The organism is Vagococcus sp. WN80Y (assembly GCF_059621045.1).
This window is the reverse complement of sequence record NZ_JCAQHY010000163.1, coordinates 30,482-49,824: the sequence shown is the minus strand read 5'-3', so window position 1 is coordinate 49,824 and position 19,343 is coordinate 30,482. Positions and strand designations below refer to the sequence as shown.

The following is a 19,343-nucleotide window of genomic DNA, read 5'->3' as shown; positions in this document are numbered from 1 at the left end:
TAATTAGTTCTTGGTAATGAAACAGGAGGGATTTAGATGAAAGTACCTGAAAAACTTGCGCTTTTACGACAACGAATGGCAGAAGAGGGAATGGATATTTATGTTGTACTAACGGCTGATTTCCATCAGAGCGAGTATGTTGGTGAACACTTTAAGGCGAGACAATGGTTAACGGGTTTTACTGGGTCGGCTGGAACGGCAGTTGTTACGATGGATCGTGCAGGTCTATGGACAGATGGTCGTTATTTCTTGGCGGCTGAAAACCAATTAGCGACTAGTACGGTCGAGTTGTTCCGCATGGGTGAAGCAGGTGTGCCGACAATCGTGGAGTTTATTGATTCAGCGCTTCCGCAAAATGGCATACTGGGCTTTGATGGTCGAGTCGTTTCCATGGAGGAAGGCCAGTCTTACGAGTCAGTTGTCGAGAAGAAGCAGGGGACAATTATTTCTCAACATGATTTAATTAATGAGTGTTGGTCTGAGCGTCCGCCTTTATCTGAGGAACCAGTCTTTTTACTAGACACCGTATATGCAGGTGAATCAGTTGCCTCTAAGCTAGGAAGACTTCGAGCGAAAATGTCAGAAGTAGGGGCCAACTGTCATGTTATTGCGTCTTTAGACGACATTTGTTGGTTATTAAACTACCGTGGAAATGATATTGAGTTCTTTCCGTTGGTTCTGAGTTATGCGATTGTTCGAATGAATCAAGTGGATCTGTTTATTGATAGAAATAAACTGACCGAGGCGATGATAGAGCAACTAGCAGTTGACGGGGTTATTTTAAGAGATTATGATGACGTTTATGATAGTGTGGCTCAATTGAGTGAGGAGGATGTGGTATTAGTCGATCCAACTCGAATCAATTATGCGTTATTAACGAATATACCTGCAGAAACTAGTGTAGTAGCCCAAATGAATCCGACGGTCCTGTTTAAAGCGATGAAAAATCCGATTGAAGTTGAGAATATTAAAAAAGCTCAAATCAAGGATGGGATTGCTCATACAAAGTATATGTATTGGTTGAAAAATCGTGTAGGTAAAGAAACCATTACTGAAATGAGTGCGTCTGATAAGTTGGAGGAGCTTCGCCGAGAGCAAGGCGAGTTCATTCGTCAAAGCTTTGCGCCGATTGCGGCGTTTGGCGAGCATGGAGCGATTGTTCATTATAGTGCGACTCCAGAAACTAATTTGACCCTTAAAGAGGGAAATTTATTTTTAAGTGATACAGGTGCTGGCTTTATCGAGGGGTCAACTGATATAACCAGAACGTTTGCTTTAGGGGAGATTCCCGAATATATGAAGGAACATTTCACCTTGACATTGAAAAGCAATCTTCATTTAAGTCAGGCTCAATTTTTATATGGTACAACAGGGGTCAATCTTGATATTCTAGCTAGAGCTCCTTTTTGGAATCATCAGTTAAATTATAATCATGGAACAGGACATGGCGTCGGCTACTTGCTGAATATTCATGAAGCGCCAGCTGGAATTCGTTGGCAGTACCGGCCAGGTGAGGCACAGCCCTTTGAAGATGGCATGGTGATTACCAATGAACCGGGAATCTACATTGAAGGTTCTCATGGTGTTCGTCTAGAAAATGAATTATTAGTAAGAAATGGGCAGAAAAATGCCTATGGACAATTTATGTATTTTGAAGTGATTACATTTGTTCCTTTTGATTTGGATGGGTTACTTTCTGAGTTATTAACGATTGAAGAAAAAACATGGTTGAATGACTACCATCAAAGAGTTTATGAGTTAATCTCTCCAGGGTTGACTGATGAAGAACGGGTTTGGCTTAAGGAATACACAAGGAAAGTTGATTAGGAAGCCATTTTTGTAAAAATGATTGTTGAGGGAGAGAGGCGGATGGAGTATCAGGAGTTTGAAGGTGGAAATAGCTCATCTGTCTATACAGATGGCACGTATATTTACCGTGATTTGAAACCTCAAAGTCAAACGGCGCACCGACTTCTTCGTCATTTGCAACAAAAAGGAGCAGACTATGTTCCTATGTTTATTAAAGCAGATGAAACGACTGAGACGCTGTCATTTGTTCAAGGAGAAACCTTTGGGGATTATCCTCAAGCTACGGGTTTTAAGGGGCAATTAAGGACTGTTCGTTCTCTTGGGCACTTATTACGTAAGTTTCATGATGCAACGGCTGATTTTGAGGTAAGGGAAACGGATTGTTACTTTTTAAGTTATCCTGGATCTCTAGCCAAAGAGGTCATCTGTCATAATGATTTTGCGCCTTATAATGTGACGTTTCGTGATGGCGTAGCAGTAGGAATGATTGATTTTGATACATTATGTCCGGGGCCGAGAATTTGGGATGTGGCTTATGCTGTCTATCGATGTGTTCCATTGAGTCGTGAGGTTTTTGTTACTAAGACTAAATCTTATCGACCCTATGAGCAAAGAGATGCAGCGAAACGACGTCAGTTACTAGCTGAATTTTTAACAAGCTATGGCGGAGTAAATTCGGCTGAACTTTTTGAGGTGTTGGTGGAACGGCTTCAATCTTTAGTAGAGTTGTTTGACAGACAGTGTGAAAAGGGGGATGTTGCTTTTATTAAGATGAAGGCAGAAGGCCATCAAACTTTTTATCAAGAGGAGATCAACTTTATTAAGGGGCACTATCAGGAGTGGCTTTAAATTTGTTAAAATGAAGAAGGGAGTGGGACAAAAGTCTCACTCCTATTTTTCATGTATGTTAAATGACAAACGAGCGCCAAATGTCTGCTCACTACCCTATCCTAGACGTAATCTTGAACTTGGGTTTTGCTGTTAACTTGTTGGGCAAAATCTGTATAAATTCGTTTGGTTAGGTCAATTCCTTTTTCTTTAGCGATCAACCATGCAAGGAGTTGGAAAGGAATGATGAAGAGTAGTGGCGCTTTCCATTCGTCAACATCACTATCAAGAGAAATAGTTCGGGGAGCGCTACTCTTTTCAGTCGTAATCGTGTAGACATAGTCAGTGCATTTTTGTTCATATTTTTTTAATAGTTGCTCCTTTTCTAAATTAGGGCTGGCTACTTCCAAAAAGAAGATCCGATGCTCTGGATTCACTTCTAAGTATGGTCCGTGCATGAAGGCTTCAAGTTCAATTCCTTGTGAGGGAACTCGAACTGTTTCTGAAAATTTCGTCTCCATTTCTTTGGCAGAGCCAAACGCAGGGCCATAAGCAACGCTGGAAAAGCGAGGAGCAGCTTTAAGTTCTGCTTTATAGCTTTCGAAGAAATGGTTTGTCTGATTAAGTACTGTCGGGACTTTTTTGACTAATTGCTTGAATGAAGCGAGTTCCACCGCTTCTTGTTCCTGAGAAATTAGTCCCTTTTGTACTCCAAGATATAGGCCTAACAACATCAAACTTAGGACTGTTGAGGTAAAGCCAAGAGTGACATAACCAACTCGTTCTCGTCCACAGCCAATGTCCAGAGTCCAATCAGTCTCCTTTGTAATTTCACTATCAGGGATGCTAGTGACCGCAATACTTGGTAAAGGAACCGAGTGTTTTAGGTGGTTGATCGCATCGATGGTTGAGGTACTTTGTCCACTTTGAGATATACCCAAAACTAGGTCTAGTTGGGTTGAGATCCGCTCATAATGTTGAAAGTTAAAGGGTTCTTGGATGTCAATGCTGACATCAGCAACTCGTTCAATATAATATTTGGCGCTGTTTGCTGCATTAATACTAGAGCCTGTACCTAAAACAAGCCAGTTTTTTCTTTCAGTTAAGTCAGGCATTGTCACGAATTGTTGTGGGTAATTATCAAGAATGCGAAGTAATTTTTCAGGTTGTTCGTGGATATAAGAAAACATGGTTGGTTTAGTCATTAAAGAGACCTTCTTTCTGAAAATAGTTAGTTAAAAACTGATGCACACCATTCTCTAGATTCGTTGAAGTGGTGTATTTGGCTTGATTTTTGATAGTTTGGCTAGCGTTCCCCATCGCAACGCTGGTCTCAGCGGCTTGGAACATCTCTAAATCATTTTCCCCGTCGCCAAAACAAATAGTATGGGTGGCAGTGATACCGACGGCATGTTGAATAGCCGTAATGGCCGTTTTCTTAGATGTTTGGGCACGGGTGATTTCAATATTGTTACTATGAGAAGAAGAAATAGCTAGACGTGAGTCAGCTTTTAAGAGCGATTTAGCTTGCTCGAAAGAATCATCAGGTGTTTCACTTATCATGATGCCATTAATATAGTGGTCAGCGTGTTGTTTAAAATCTTCCTTTGAACGAATTGGGATAAAAGCATTTTCAGTCTCATCTCCTAATCGATCGCTATCGTTTTTATCCGTAAAATAATGAGGCAGAGTATCTGAATAGTAAACGGTTTGAGCAGAGAAAAAGAACAATGGAATGGCGTATTTTTTCGCAATATCATAAGCTTGCTCGGCATCTTTAGGATGTAGCCGACTAGTATGGCAATGATTGTTCAAATCGTAGATGCCACCATTTGAGCCAATAATTTGAATGCGCTCATCAATACTTCTAGCAATACTTTGTCCTGATTGATACATTCGCCCAGTTGCTAGGTAGACAATATGTCCAGCATCTAGTAATTGGCGGAATAGTTGTTTGGTTTCCAATGGAACCTGATGGTGGTTGTCTAATAAAGTTCCATCTATGTCTGATAAAATTAAATGTTTTGTCACAAGATTTGCTCCCTTAATTCTCTATTTTTTTGCACCACAAGATTCTCGTATGACTAATTCTGGGCGATGGTCAAAGGGTGTTTCAACTGCTTCTTCGGCGATAAGTTTTGTGAGAGTTTTAATCGCGATACGACCTAGAAAGTCGTTGTGTTGATTGATGCTTGTTAGTCGTGGAACTGAAAAAGCACTGGTTGAAAACTGATCACAGCTGGCAATTGCTAAGTCCTTGGGACAGCTTTTCTGGGCATCTGCTAAGGCTCTAATTGCGCCTAAGGCAACGGTGTCATTGATAGCAACAATCGCTTCTGGTAGAGCTTTTTTTGCTAATAGCTGGTTCATCGCTTCATAACCATCTTTAGCGTAATAATCATTTAAAATAATATAGTCATTTTGCAGAGTGGCATAAAGAGAAACTGTTTCTTTGAAAGCCTTTAATCGTTTTTCAGTGATGGTGACACCAGGTTCACCGCCGATAAAGCCGATCGTTTTATTGCCAAGAGCGAGGAGATGCTGAGTAATCATCATCGTGCCGAGTTCGAGATTTCGTTCGATAAAGTGACAATCAATATCAGGATGTTTTTGACCAACCACAACAGTAGGTATCTTGTGACTTAATTGATTTACTGCATGTGAGTATGTGTCAGCGATGATTTCTTTATCAATTTCTCCACCAAGAATAATGACACCATCAACTTGTTTTTCAATAATTGTTTTAAACATCTCGATTTCACTTTCGATAGGTGAACTGAATTTAGAACTGCCAGCAGACATGGTATTGAATAAAAGGATAGAGTAACCAACTGTTTTACTATATTGATTGATTTCAGCCACCAACTCAGTAAAATAAGGGTTGGTAATGTCAGAAACAACAACAGCTATAGTATTGGTTTTATTAGAAATCATCCCACGAGCAAACATACTTGGTTGATAATTGTATTCATCGATTACAGCTTTGATTTTTGCGCGCTTAGCAGGATTAACAGAAGGGCTGTCGTTTAGGACACGTGAAACAGTGGAGACAGAAACCCCGCATTTTTGGGCAATTTCCTTGATAGTGATATTTTTTTTATCCAAGATAGGCCACCTCGTTTATTTTTGTTAGTTCAAGTGTATCTCAATAAGATTATAAATTCAAGATAAATTTGACAACGATACCAAAAATTGTTTTTTGATCAAATTAAGGTTGACAAATTGATACAAACTGATTATATTGAGGATGTTAACGTTTTATGGAAAGTGGAATTATTTGGTAACGTTATCTAGGAGGTTATTAAAATTAAAACTATTTTATCTATTGATTTAGGTGGAACTAAGGTGATGATTGGCGAAGTAACGTTAGAAGGAAATGTGATTGCACATAAAAAATATCCTTCAATTGTCACATCCCAACAAGCAGCCTTAACAACAATCAAGGAAGCTTTAAAAAATTATCAAGAAAGTGTTGGTTATCATGGAGATGTTCAAGCTGTAGGGATCGGCTTAGTGGGGCGCGTTGATCATCAATCAGGACGATGGTTTGAAATCCATCCTGAACTTTCTGATGAAGTTGATGTTGTTGCTGAGATTCAACAACTCATTGATGTGCCCTGTTTTTTAGCTAACGACGTTTATTGCGCAACATTAGCTGAACTTTTCTTCGGATTTGGTAAGCTTACCAAAAATTTTGTTTACTTAAATATTGGCACAGGTATTGCTGCTAGAATGGTGATTGATGGCCAGATAATTTCTGGTAGTCACTATGATGCTGGTGAAATAGGTCATATGGTAGTAGATATGAATAGTCCACTAACTTGTGTCTGCGGCCGTCAAGGGTGTTCGGAAATGATCGCCTCTGGATTAGGCATGAGCAATCGGGTTAAAGCGTTAAAAAGTGAGTACCCGGATAGTCAATTTAATCGTTCTTACACAGTAGATGAGCGAATCACAACTCAGGCTATTTTTAAGGCCTATGAGGCTGGCGACGAGTTGGCAGTATATGTTATTGATGAAGCGTTAAAAGCTGTTGCTGCTGTCATCATGAATTTAGTGAGAACTAGTGATCCAACAGGATTTGTGCTTGGTGGTGGTGTGGTTTTAGATGGGTGGTTTTTAGAGAAGTTACAGCCCTATCTAGCAAAACGCACTAATCGTTTCTTAGACCATGGGATTGTGATCACTGCATTAGATACACGTTATATTACCTTAGTTGGTTGTGCTATTTTGGCCAAACAGGGATTAGAGCAAGGGAATCAATAAGAAAAGGGGGAAGCGTAGTGGAACAATTTAATCGTGTGTTGGAGCAGACTGGCTATTTAAGGCGTCCATTGAGAGTAAGTGACTTTAACCACAACTCTTATGAAGCTTTGAACCGGGAGAAGGAAATACTAAATCATCGTGGTCTAGATAGTGGTGATGAAAGTAAGTGGCTGACTAGAGGACAAGGGCTAGGAGGGTGCCTTGAGAATAGTGAAGGCGTATTTTTATCGTCTCAAGCAACTCTGACAAGTTGGGCCCCTGGAGCACCTGCTGACGGTGATTATGTGGGGTACGGAGAGGCGGTTGTTTATCAATCTTTGGCTCGAGAGAATTGGGAAGGATTTAATCGTTTATCTTTTAAAGTAAAACCGTTGTGTGATGGTTTGCCCAATCCTCATATTATTGTTGGAATTAAAAACGATGGCCAAATCAAAGTGCCAGATATATATAATCGAGAGGGGTATCATGTTGTCAATTTGGTTAATCATGAGGTGCAAGAGGTTTTCTTGGACTTTCCAGATTTGCCGAGAGATGAGATAACGGAAATTAGTTTTTCAACCCTGATTAATGGTCAAGATAAAGCGACAGGTGAGGAACTTTACTATGAGATCAGTGAGATTTTTTTACAGGAAGTGGCTGACTCAAATCACTCAAAAGGTTGGTTGCCTGTCGCAGGAGATATTATCTTTTCTCATAATGGGTATCAATCGAGTCAGCGGAAAACAGCATGGATGAAGCCGAGTGATGAGCCTACTTTTACTCTTTATTCTGAAACAAATGAGAAACGATTAGTTAAGCCACTTGAAAAAATTGAGAGCTCAGTCGGTGTTTTTAGTCTCTTGGATTTTTCTGAGGTGACTGAAGCGGGCTCATATTTTCTAGAAGTGGGCACAAGTCGAACGGAGAATTTTAAAATCGCGGCCTCTAAAGAACTGTGGTTGAATTCAGCTTGGAAAGCATTAAATTTTGTTTTTTGTCAACGCTGTGGCTGTATAGTTCCTGATCAGCATAGTAGCTGTCACGAGGATATTGTAGCGATTCATCAAGGAAAACATATTTCTTTTAATGGTGGTTGGCATGATGCGGGAGACCTTTCTCAACAATTGATTCAAACAGCAGAAGTGACGTTGAGTCTATTTGAATTAGCAGATAAAGTTCGTGAGACCGATCATCAATTGTATTTAAGGTTGATTGAAGAGGGAGAGTGGGGATATGACTTTATCTTGAAAACTCGCTTTGGAGATGGTAATCGAGCAACAAGTGCAGGGGTTACACGTTGGACTAATGGAAAAACTGGTGATATGGATGATGTTGTTGCTCGTGTTCATGATACTGCATATGAGAACTTTTTACTGGCGGGAATAGAGGCAAAGATTTCTCGTTATTTATCTGAGGATAATCGGCTAAAGCTTAGCGCGAAAAAGGTGGCTTTAGCAGATTTTGATTTTGCATTGACTGATTTTGAGAAGGATGGGTATAAGACGACCCCGATTTTTTGGGAACATACCTATAGCACGTCTAAGAGTACTTATTTAGCCACAATGATTGATGCCAGTGCGGCGCTTTATGAGCTAACTCAAGAAAAGCGATATGAAACATTGGCAGTGACTTGGATGGATGAACTATTGGATTGTCAAGAACGTCATGGACTTAAATTAACGTCGGGAGAGTATTTAAAAGGTTTCTTTTACCGAGATGAACATCGAAAGGTTATTCAGCATTTCAATCATCAAGCACGTGAGCATCTTTATAGTCAAGCTTTTGCAGGGGTGATGAATACTTTTCTGCATCACATTAATTATGACCGGTGGTTAGAGGCGGCAATAGATTATGGCAATTACTTCAAGTTTTTAGTGCCATTTACTGCTCCTTACCCAATGCTTGCGAGTGGTGTTTATCTGGCGAGCGAAGTGGCAGAGATTGAAAGCTTTGATCGACAACATTTATTAGTGGGTGAAGAGGCCAAGGCAGATTATATTGAGCAATTGAAGCAAGGGGTCGAGATTGGCGAAGGGCTCTACCTTAAGCGTTTTCCAGTATGGTTCTCATTTAGAGGGAATAATGCGATGGTCCTTTCTACTGGAAAGGCTGTGATTAGTATTGGCAAGCTACTTGAGGATGAGGTATTAAAAGAGTTGGGAGCTTGTCAACTTCAATGGGTATTAGGTGCAAATCCTTTTAATCAGTCACTGATGTACGGTGAAGGGTATCGCTTCGCTCAGCAATATGCTGTTTTACCTGGTGAAATGGTAGGGGAGTTACCAGTTGGAATTCAAACATTTGGAAATGAAGATGAGCCGTATTGGCCACAACTTAATAATGCGACTTATAAGGAAGTCTGGACTGGTAATGCTGGGAAATGGTTAAGTTTGCTTACTGATGTGTTATAAAAAATAGGAGGTTTTGGGGTTATGTCAAAAAACAATGAAGAGTCGAATTTAGTAATGAAGCTAACAATGATAGCAAATAAGGTAGCATCTCAAAGATATATAACCGCGATTCGAGATGCGTTTGCTTCAACAATTGCTATTACGATTGTAGCTGCGTTCTTTCTATTAGTGAATAACGTGCTTTTAAATCCAGAGACAGGTTTACTGAAAAGTATGCCTGGTCGGGAGATTGTTTCAGAGGTTTCAATTCAAGCTTATAATGGCACACTGGGAATTTTAGGGTTATTAGTAACTTTTTTGATAGGTTATCGTTTGGCAAAAACGTACGACTTAGAAGGGTCAGTCGAAGGGATTATCGCTGTGGCTTGTTACGTAGCGGTGGTGCCAAATACTCTTTCTGTTTATACAGCAGCAGGTAAAAATGTCGACGCTTCTGGTGTTTTAACTCAAACGTTTACAAGTTCGTCAGCGATGCTTTTGGGAATTATTGCGGCTTTGACAAGTGTCACATTGTTAGCGAAATTATATCAAATTAAGCAATTGAAAATTTCGATGCCAGATTCAGTGCCACCGGCTGTTGCAAAATCATTTAACTCGTTAATTCCAGCTTTTCTAGTGATTTCTCTTTTTGCTATTTTAGAAGTAGCGATTCGTCACCTTTCAGGAATGACAGTGCCGGATTTGGTGGTTAAGGTTTTACAAACACCGTTGATTGGTGGCTTTCAAACATTACCAGGGATTTTACTTTATGTATACCTTGCTACCTTTGTTTTTGTTTTTGGTATTCATGGCGCTTTTGTTTTTGGGGCTATTTCTGGACCGATTCTACTCACTTCTTTACAACAAAATGTTGATGCGATTAAGTTAGGGCAAGCAGCTCCAAACATTGTAACAGGTCCTTTTCTTGATGCGTATGTTTATATGGGTGGTGGAGGCACGATGATTTGCTTAGTGATAGCACTATTGATTGGATCAAAACGTTCTGACGAGCGAATGATTGCTAAAATTGGCGGTGTATCTAGTTTGTTTAATATTAGTGAACCATTGATGTTCGGGTTGCCGGTGGTGTTTAATCCGATTTACGCTATTCCATTTTGTATTGTTCCGATGATGTCAACCACACTTGCTTATTTAGCGACAAGTTGGGGGCTAGTGAGTCCGACTTACATTTTAGTTCCGTGGGTGACGCCGCCATTATTGTCAGGTTATTTGGCAACTGCTGGTGATATTAAAGCCTCTTTGTTACAGTTAGTGATCATAGTCGTGGGCGTATTGATTTATCTGCCTTTTGTTTGGATTTCTAATCGAGCTGAAAAATTACAGGAAGAAGGAACTATTTAAAGGGCTAGAGATAAGGAAAATTGGTTATGTCTCTTGAGAGGGTGTCGTTTAGCGGACTCTTTCAAGAGTTTTTTTGTAGAAAATTTTAGTGTTAATTGAAGAGGTTGAAAAGTGATTTAAGTTATGGCTTAGATGGTATATAATAGAGTTGTTTAAAAATTCACAAGTTAAATTCAGGGGGGAAGTAATGATGACGAAGTATCAACCGCTTTTGGAACCATTGACTTTAAAAAATGGGGCAGTGATTCCTAATAGGTTAGCTATGGCCCCAACATCTGTCACAGATGCGACAGATGATGGGCAGATTACAGCAGCCAATTTATTATTTTTTGAGAAACGCAGTCAAGTAGCTGGCTTATTAATAGCTGGAGCGGCAACTATTTCTGAGAATGGTAAGGCTTTTGAAGGTCAGATGAGTATCGGAAATGACCGTCATTTAGCCGGTTTAAAAGAATTGGCCAAGGCTATGAAAAAGGATGGCGCTAAGGCTGTTTTGCAGATTTATCATGCGGGACGTCAAGCTAAAGCTTCTTTTAGAGGTCAAGGTGAAACAGTAGCGCCGAGTAGTATTGACTTTCCGGGTGCTGTGACAGTCCCCCGAGAGTTAAGTGATTCTGAGATACTCAGCATTATTCGTCAGTTTGGTGAAGCGACTGCTCGAGCAATTGAAGCTGGCTTTGATGGGGTAGAAATTCACGGTGCTAATAACTTTTTGATTCATCAATTTTTTTCGCCTAACTCTAATTTAAGGCAAGACCGATGGGGCGGGAGTTTGGAAAAGCGTTTAGCGTTTCCTCTGGCAGTTGTTAAAGAAGTTAAGGCAGTTGTTGCGGCTCAAGGATCTGCAGATTTTATTGTTGGCTATCGTTTAATTCCAGAAGAAATGATCGATAAAGGTAAAGGCTATAGCTTTTCAGACGCATTACAGTTAATAGATGCGTTAGCAAATCAGCAACTTGACTACATTCACTTATCCCTTTTTTCAGGCTATGGCAGTCAAGCGAGTGAGTCTGAAAAGTCATATGGAACAGTTGTTAAAGAACTTGTGGGCGAACGATCAGCGGTCATGGTAGTGTCTCAAGTCACGACAGCAGATCAAGCTTTAGAGGCACTCGATAATGGCGATTTAGTTGCCTTGGGCCGAAGCTCGATGATTGAGCCAGCTTTTGCAGCGAAAATAAAAAAAGGGCAGGCAGAAATGATTATGACCGAAATTACGGCGGAAAGCGCCTCAGATTTAGGAATGCCTAAAGGGTTAACGCAACTTTTTGTATCTGGTGAAGTTTCGTTACCGTTACCTGGTAAGGAATTTTTGTAAGCGAAGATAATTGCTAGTAAAAACACAATTCGGTTGGTAGTCCGAATATTAAGAAGGCGCCGCGTTCTTATCAGTAACCTTCCCTCCTCGGGTCGTCCAGCTAGCAAATTAGTAAAATAAATGAAAAGAGGAGGAGTAAACATGTATTTACTTGTTTATTTTGATGGTCAGTATTGGATTGGAATTACGGAAGTCTGGGAGGATAATCGATTACGCGTATACCGGCATTTATTTGGAAGCCAGCCGAATGATGCGGAAATCTGGGAGTTTATTCATAAGACGCTGCCAGTGTTGTTAGTCCGCTCTCAGCAGTCTGGGGTATATGTTACACCAGAAAAATCGTTACAGCAGATGAATCCCAAAAGACGTCAACGTCAAGTAGCAAAAGAAATGAAGCGAAAAGGCACGTCGACGAAATCGCAGTTGGCGATGCAGGCTGCATTAGATGAGTCAAAGGTTGTTAGCCGTCAACAACGAGCGGTTAATAAAAAGCTAGTAGCCCAGCAAGCCTATGAGCGACGAGTTGCTAAGGCTAAACGTAAAAAACGTGGAAAGTAATTAATAATAAGCCTCTTAGTGATGGTAATCAGTAGGAGGTTTGTTTTTTTTATACATTAATAACGTATTTGTTTTATAATTCATGATTTTTAACTGTCGTATTTGTGAACGTCGATAGGTGATTAATTGCTTAATGTTCGTAAATTAACCTAACTACGACTAATGATAGTGACGACTATTAGAATGAGTGTCTAAAAGTGTTCTAAGGTTTAGTATGAGAAATCACTGTTTACGTAGTATTAATAGTAGAGTTATTTTTTTTAAGAAATTTTTCTTTAAAGGGTGGACTTTTGGCGAGAGTTTGGTAGAATTGATTTGTACGAACGATACCGTGAAACGGAAAAAATATACAGGGGGTAGTATTTATTTTTAGTAAAACGGTTTACATGGGATGTTTGTATATAAGATTGGGTATAAATTGATAGGAGGGAAAGAGTGAAAAAGAACAGATTACGCTTTACTAATGTTATGATGTTAGTCTTTTTACTTTTAGGCACAGTAGCACCGTCTTTTACGGCTGTTGCAGAAACGATCGATCGCACAGTTGGTAGTAGTAGTGAGGTGTTGACAAGTCAAAAAGAAATGGAACCGCTGTCAAGTCCGACTAGTAAAGATCAGGAGACGATGGGGTCAGTTTCAGATGAACAAATTACTGGAAGTGAAGCCAATTCTCAAGAGGAAGCTATTGTTCAAAAAGCCAAGAAGGAAGAACCAAAATCTGTGGAGAAAGCAACCAAAACTCTGACGATTTTAGGAACATCTGATGTTCATGGGAATGTTTGGGATTGGTCCTATGAAGACGATGCGCCTGCAGATTTAGGCTTTGCTAAGATAGGCACTATTGTAAAAAATGTTCGCCAGGAGAATCCTAATACGATTTTAGTTGATGCTGGTGATAACTTGCAAGGAACTCTTTTAACAGATGATTTATATAGTTCGGATGCGTCGCTTCAAGGTGTAGAGCATCCAGTGATTACAGCTATGAAAACGATCGGCTATGATTCGATGTCGTTAGGAAATCATGAATTTAACTTTGGTTTAGAGTTAATTAAAAAAGTCGAGGCAGAGGCGGCACCTGTTTTTCCATTGCTTTCTGCTAATACATATGTGAAAGAGACTAATAAGAATTTTGTTGAGCCGTATAAAATTAAAGAAGTAGATGGCGTTAAGGTTGGGATTTTAGGCTTAACGATTCCCCATGTTGCGATGTGGGATGGCGAAAAGGTGAAGAGTCTCTATTTTACTAATTTAAATGAAGAGGCCGCTAAGCAAGTTAAGTTGATGCAAGAAAATGAAAATCCAGACATTATTGTAGCTGCAATTCATGCAGGGCTTGATAATAGTGATCCAGGGGCAGCTGCTCGTAATGTGATTTTAGAAGTGCCAGAAATTGATGCTTTTGTGTTAGGGCATGATCACCGTGAATACGCAGAAATGATTACTGATGGTCAAGGAACACCTAAACCAGCTGCAGCAGTCAAGGATACTGGTGCAGGTGTGGTAAGGATTGACTTGGCTCTTGAAAAAGACCAAAGCGATGAAGAGGCAAAATGGCAAGTGGCTAGCAGTTCGCCAAGTATCATCTCTTCAAAAGGTGTTGCGACAGATCAAGCTGTTCGTGATGCGACGGTGGAGGCTCATAAAGCGACACAGGATTATGTTAAGGAGACGATTGGGACAGCCACGGCAGATTTCTTACCAGATAATGAGATTCCGGGGATTCCTGAGGCACAGTTACGTCCTACAGCAATGATTTCTTTGATTAATAATGTACAAAAGAAAGTAACTGGAGCAGATATTGCGGCAGGAGCTTTGTTTAGAGCGGATAGTGATTTAAAAGCAGGTCCTATTACTTTTGCCAATGTGTTTAATATTTATAAGTACCCAAATACTTTAGTTGGGGCTAATATGACAGGGAAACAGTTAAGGGCATTTTTGGAAAAACAAGCGGATTATTATCAACAATATGAAGCAGGGGATTTATCAATCGGGTTCAATTCAGGTATTCGTGTTTATAATTATGATATAGTCACAGGTGTTAAGTATAAAATTGATATTTCGAAGCCTGTAGGGCAGAGAATTGTTGAGTTGACTTACAAGGATGAGCCAGTTTCAGATGATTTACCACTAAAGATTGCGATTAATAATTATCGTTTTGAGGGAATGGTTAAGGAAGGCTTTGTTGATCCTGATCCGTACTATGAATCAGATCCTGATACACTACGTGGTGAAATTGTTAAGTATATTAAAGAGTTTCGTAAAGGAATTATTAAACCAGAGGAAGAGCTTGAAGATAGCTTTGAAATTGTTGGAGCAGATTTATCTCATCCTTTAAGGAATTATGTGATTCAACAGATTAAAGCGGGAGCTGACGGTTTTAAGGATTTAGTTAAGGTATCGGCAGACGGTCGAACTCCAAATGTTCAAAAGATTAATATTAACCAACTAATCGAGGCGGGGGTGATTCCGCCAGAATTATTAGGTGATGGATTCAATATCATGCATACGAATGATATTCATGGTCGTTTGGAGTATTTAGAGGATAAATATAGTCCATCGATTGGGATGGGACGTCTAAAAACCTTTAAGGATAATCAAAAGCCTACCCTGTTGGTTGATGCCGGAGATGCTATGCAAGGACTACCAATCTCTAATTTAACTAAAGGGGCAGATATGGTTAAAGCGATGAATGCTGTGGGGTACGATGCCATGACCCTCGGTAATCATGAATTTGATTTTGGGATTGAGACTGCTTTACAGTATCAACAGGATCTTAATTTTCCAATTGTATCTGCGAATGTATATAAAGGAGACAAGTTAGTATTCGATCCTTATACGATTGTAACGAAGAAAGCGGCAGATAAGGAGTTGAAATTCGCGCTTATCGGGTTAACAACACCTGAAACGAGTGTCAAAACTCATCCAAATAACATTAAAGGGATTACCTTTAAAAAGCCAGCACCAGTTGCGATAGAGATGATTAGAGAGATTGGCGATGCTGCAGATGTCTATGTCTTTATGACTCATTTAGGCTTCGATGAAACGACAGTTGAGGATGAAAGAAGTACTTATTTAGCTAAGGAGTTAGCTAAGGCTTACCCAGATAAGAAAATCTTTATCGCAGATGGTCATTCTCATTCTGAGTTACCAAATGGCCAAAAAGAAGGCAATGTTTTAATCGGGCAAACAGGTAATTACTTAAATAATGTCGGACTTATGTCTGCCGATTATTCGGGTGAAACGGCAACAACATCTGCTAAATTAGTTCCTTTTGCTGAAATAAAAGGGCTAGTACCTGATCCAACCGTTCAAAAAATTGTGGACGATGCTAAAGCTAATTTTGAAGAAGTTATGCAGGAAGTTGTGATTGAGACTAATACGATTCGTTTTAACGGGACGCGAGAGCATGTTCGTTCGCGGGAAACCAATTTAGGAAACTTGATTGGCGATGCATTGTATAAGTACGGTCAAACTGGATTCAAGGAAGCATCAGATTTTGCTGTAGTTAATGGTGGTGGAATTCGACAGGATATTGGGATTGGTCAAGTGACTAAGGGCGATATTGTCGGTGTCATGCCGTTTGGTAATACGATTAGCCAAATCCAGATGACAGGTCAAGAAATCTATGACATGTTTGAGCATTCACTTCGTTCAACGGCTAAAGATGCTGAAGGGAATACCATACCAGATGAAAATGGCTTGCCAACTTTAGGTCAGAATGGTGGCTTTTTACAAGTATCAGAGTCAATTAAGGTTACATATGATTCTAATAAAGTCGGGGCTGATCCTGAGAATAAAATACCAGGTGAGCGTGTGACGTTGATTCAACTTAAAGATAAAAAGACAGGTAAGTTTGTCGCGATTGATAAGGCCAAGAAAGATTATTTTATGGCGACGAATGATTTCTTAGCTGCTGGTGGCGATGGCTATTCGATGTTGGTTGGAAAACCAGTTGAAGAAGGAGCTTCTCTAGATGAAGCCTTTTTACCTTATTTACGTGAACTAGATGAGGCTGGAATGGCTAAGTATGCGAAGGAGTTTAGTTTTGACCGGATTATTCCGAAAAAATCAGAGAGTGTGAGTAAGGACTTCACTTTCTCAATCATGCATACAAATGATATGCATGGCCGTCTAGATTTTGAAAAGGATAAATCTCTTGGTATGGCTAAGTTGAAAACTTATAAGGATACAATTAACCCAACCCTGATGTTAGATGGCGGTGATTCTGTCCAAGGTTTAGCGATCTCCAATTTTAGTGAAGGGATGGATATGGCAAAAGCAATGAGCTTGCTGCCATACGATGGGGTTGCTGCTGGAAACCATGAGTTTGACTTTGGTTACGAGCGTGCAATGGCCTTTAAACAGTTGTTGCCAATGCTTTCAGCTAATGCAGTTAAGGATGGTAAAACGTCGTTTGACGCCCATAAAATAGTCGAAAAAGATGGCAAAAAATTTGCGCTAATTGGGTTGTCTACTCCAGAGACTGCTTTTAAAACGCATCCTAAGAATGTTGAGGGCGTGACGTTTAGAGAACCGATTGAAGTAGCAAAAGAACAGATTAATGAGTTAAAAGATCAGGTTGATGCCTTTATTTTTGTGACTCACTTGGGAATTGATAAAACAACTCCAGAAGCATGGCGTGGAGATACGTTGGCCCAAGAATTGTCACAGGCGTATCCTTCTGACATGATTGTGATTATTGATGGTCATTCTCACAGTGAATTGCGTGAAGGTCAGGTTTATGGAAATACACTTTTGGCTCAGACTGGTAATTACCTTAACAATGTCGGGAATATTGAAGTAGCAGTTAAGGATGGTAAAGCCGCATTTAATGCTCGTTTGGTACCGACTAAGGAATTAAATGATGTTGTAGATAATCCAGAGGTCAAGGAAATTGTTGAGGCTACTAAGAAAAAATTTGAAAAAGAAATGAGTCAAATTGTTTTAGAGGATAATCCTGTTTATTTTGAAGGAGACGGCGCTTATGGTCGGACTCGTGAAACAAATCTAGGAAATATCATTGGTGATGCGTTATATAATTATGGACAAACTGCTTTTAGCACACCATCAGATTTTGCTGTGATCAATGGCGGCGGGATTCGCGTACCAGTTGAAAAAGGGAAAGTGACTAAGGGAGATATTTTAGCAGTTTTACCTTTTGGAAATACAATTGCCCAAATTGATGTTACCGGGCAACAAATTTATGACATGTTTGAGCACTCACTTCGTTCTGAGGCACAGAAAAATGCGGATGGCACAGTCATTTTGGATGAAAAAGGGTTGCCGATGCTCGGTCGTAATGGTGGTTATCTACAGGTGTCGGATTCTGTTAAAATAATTTACGATGCGAATTTGCAAGGAGCGGTTCCTGAGAAGAATATTGTAGGGGAGCGGGTTTTGGAAGTTCAGATATTGAATCGTCAGACTACTAAATTTGAAGCAGTGAATCGTGAGGCAATTTATAAAGTAGCGACGAATGATTTCTTAGCAGCTGGTGGTGATGGCTATACGATGCTAGGCGGAAAACGTGAAGAAGGTAAGTCAATGGATGTCATCTTTACGGAATTCCTTCAAGCTATCGCAACACCTAAACAAGCTAAGGTAGTTCCTTTAGCTGCAGGTAAGTATCAGTTAGCGGATTATGCAGATCCCTTCCCTTATAGTCGGATTATTCCAATGACTAAGGCGGATTTTGAGGCACAAAAACCTCAGCCAGAATTGGATGTATCTAAATTAGTAATGGCAATTGAAACAGCGACTGCCTTGAAGGAAGCGAGCTATACAAAAGAGTCTTGGACATTTGTTGCAGAGACTTTGGCTGCTGCTAAAGTAATGTTAGAGAAGTCTCAAGAAACACCAACGACTATCTCTCAGACGGAAATTGACAATGCTGAAAAAGCTTTAGTTAAGGCATGTGAGTCTCTTGTTGAAATCAAATTAGATTTAAGTAAGCTTGAATTAGCTATCAATTCGGCACGCGGACCAAAAGAAACTGATTTTACAGCTAAATCATGGGAGAAATTTGCGAAAGCTCTAGCAGAGGCTCAATCTGTTTTAGCTGAAGCGAAAAAGGCGGATACGACTGTGACTCAAACTGAGGTGGATTTGGCAGCTGTGAATTTAGGAGTTGCTCAAGGTCAGTTGATCAACAAAGATGAACAATTAAAAGTGAAGTCTCTTGCTGATGCGATTGAGAAGGCTATGTTACTTGTTGAAACAAATTATACTGCGGAGAGTTGGCTGCCATTTGCTACAGCTTTAGAAGAGGCTCAAGATGTCTTGGCACTGGCTAATGCAGAGAATTATCCAATGACCCGTGTGGTTAATACCACAGTGGGACAGCTTGAGGTTGATACGGCTCTTGCTAAGTTAGTAGCAGCTCAAGCTGCTCTTAAACCGATCAGCAATCCAGCATTAGATTTTGCTCGTTTGAATGCAGTTATTAAACAGGCTGAAACAAAGGTTGAGAAAAAGTATACAGCGGCTAGTTGGAAAGTCTTTGCTGAAGCGCTAGCTCATGCAAAAGTGATTGTAACTAATGCTAATCAGACAGTGACTCAAGCTGATATTGATCAAGCAGTAGTTAAATTGGAAGTAGCGATGAAACAACTGGTTCTTGTTACTGGAGCAGGTAAAGGCACAATTAATAAGGGGAAAGATTTGCCAAAAGCTGGAGAAATTGCAGCGAACGGTATGCTTCAAGGGTTGATTCTTATTTTGGGTGTTGGTTACTTGTATAGAGAAAAACGTCGACGTGAAGGTGGCTTGTAGTAGTCAGTTTTAGCGTATGACAAAAAAAGAGCTCTTAAAGACTGGATTATCCATTCTTTAAG

Annotated in this window: 11 protein-coding genes; 8 read left to right on the top strand and 3 right to left on the bottom strand. The window is 40.0% G+C overall.

The features are described 5' to 3' along the window. Positions 1-36 precede the first annotated feature (36 nt). Entirely contained in the window at positions 37-1,827 is a 1,791-nt protein-coding gene (locus AC5KOD_RS15060; protein WP_496915391.1) for an aminopeptidase P family protein, read from the top strand. 42 nt (positions 1,828-1,869) lie between these two features. Continuing rightward, a complete protein-coding gene (locus AC5KOD_RS15055) occupies positions 1,870-2,658 on the top strand; it encodes a phosphotransferase enzyme family protein (protein WP_496915390.1) in 789 nt (262 codons plus the stop codon). Positions 2,659-2,759: 101 nt separating this feature from the next. Here AC5KOD_RS15055 and AC5KOD_RS15050 read toward each other — a convergent pair whose 3' ends face one another. Genes AC5KOD_RS15050 through AC5KOD_RS15040 form a run of 3 tightly spaced genes read right to left on the bottom strand, consistent with a single transcriptional unit; the run spans position 2,760 to position 5,742 of the window. After that, positions 2,760-3,842 (bottom strand): SIS domain-containing protein, encoded by a 1,083-nt coding sequence (locus AC5KOD_RS15050; protein WP_496915389.1) that lies wholly within the window; start codon positions 3,840-3,842, stop codon positions 2,760-2,762. Next, a complete protein-coding gene (locus AC5KOD_RS15045) occupies positions 3,835-4,668 on the bottom strand; it encodes an HAD family hydrolase (protein WP_496915388.1) in 834 nt (277 codons plus the stop codon). The genes AC5KOD_RS15050 and AC5KOD_RS15045 overlap by 8 nt, the downstream gene beginning before the upstream one ends. Before the next feature lie 21 nt (positions 4,669-4,689). Beyond that, on the bottom strand, positions 4,690-5,742 hold the full coding sequence (locus AC5KOD_RS15040) for a LacI family DNA-binding transcriptional regulator (RefSeq protein ID WP_496915387.1): 1,053 nt from the start codon (positions 5,740-5,742) through the stop codon (positions 4,690-4,692). 195 nt (positions 5,743-5,937) lie between these two features. Here AC5KOD_RS15040 and AC5KOD_RS15035 point away from each other — a divergent pair, with 195 nt between their 5' ends. The 6 genes from AC5KOD_RS15035 to AC5KOD_RS15010 all read left to right on the top strand — a co-directional run bounded on the left by AC5KOD_RS15035 (position 5,938) and on the right by AC5KOD_RS15010 (position 19,281). Further along, entirely contained in the window at positions 5,938-6,903 is a 966-nt protein-coding gene (locus AC5KOD_RS15035; RefSeq protein ID WP_496915411.1) for an ROK family protein, read from the top strand. Between the two features lie 17 nt (positions 6,904-6,920). After that, a complete protein-coding gene (locus AC5KOD_RS15030) occupies positions 6,921-9,293 on the top strand; it encodes a glycoside hydrolase family 9 protein (protein ID WP_496915386.1) in 2,373 nt (790 codons plus the stop codon). A gap of 21 nt (positions 9,294-9,314) precedes the next feature. Beyond that, positions 9,315-10,634 carry a PTS sugar transporter subunit IIC gene (locus AC5KOD_RS15025; protein ID WP_496915385.1) on the top strand — a complete coding sequence of 440 codons (1,320 nt, stop codon included), beginning with the start codon at positions 9,315-9,317 and terminating at the stop codon, positions 10,632-10,634. A gap of 190 nt (positions 10,635-10,824) precedes the next feature. After that, positions 10,825-11,952: an oxidoreductase gene (locus tag AC5KOD_RS15020; protein WP_496915384.1), complete on the top strand. Its 1,128-nt coding sequence runs from the start codon at positions 10,825-10,827 to the stop codon at positions 11,950-11,952. A gap of 141 nt (positions 11,953-12,093) precedes the next feature. Continuing rightward, positions 12,094-12,510, top strand: a complete 417-nt coding sequence (locus AC5KOD_RS15015; RefSeq protein WP_496915383.1) for a YjdF family protein — start codon at positions 12,094-12,096, stop codon at positions 12,508-12,510. A gap of 435 nt (positions 12,511-12,945) precedes the next feature. Then, a complete protein-coding gene (locus AC5KOD_RS15010) occupies positions 12,946-19,281 on the top strand; it encodes a 5'-nucleotidase C-terminal domain-containing protein (protein ID WP_496915382.1) in 6,336 nt (2,111 codons plus the stop codon). The last annotated feature ends 62 nt before the right edge of the window (positions 19,282-19,343 follow it).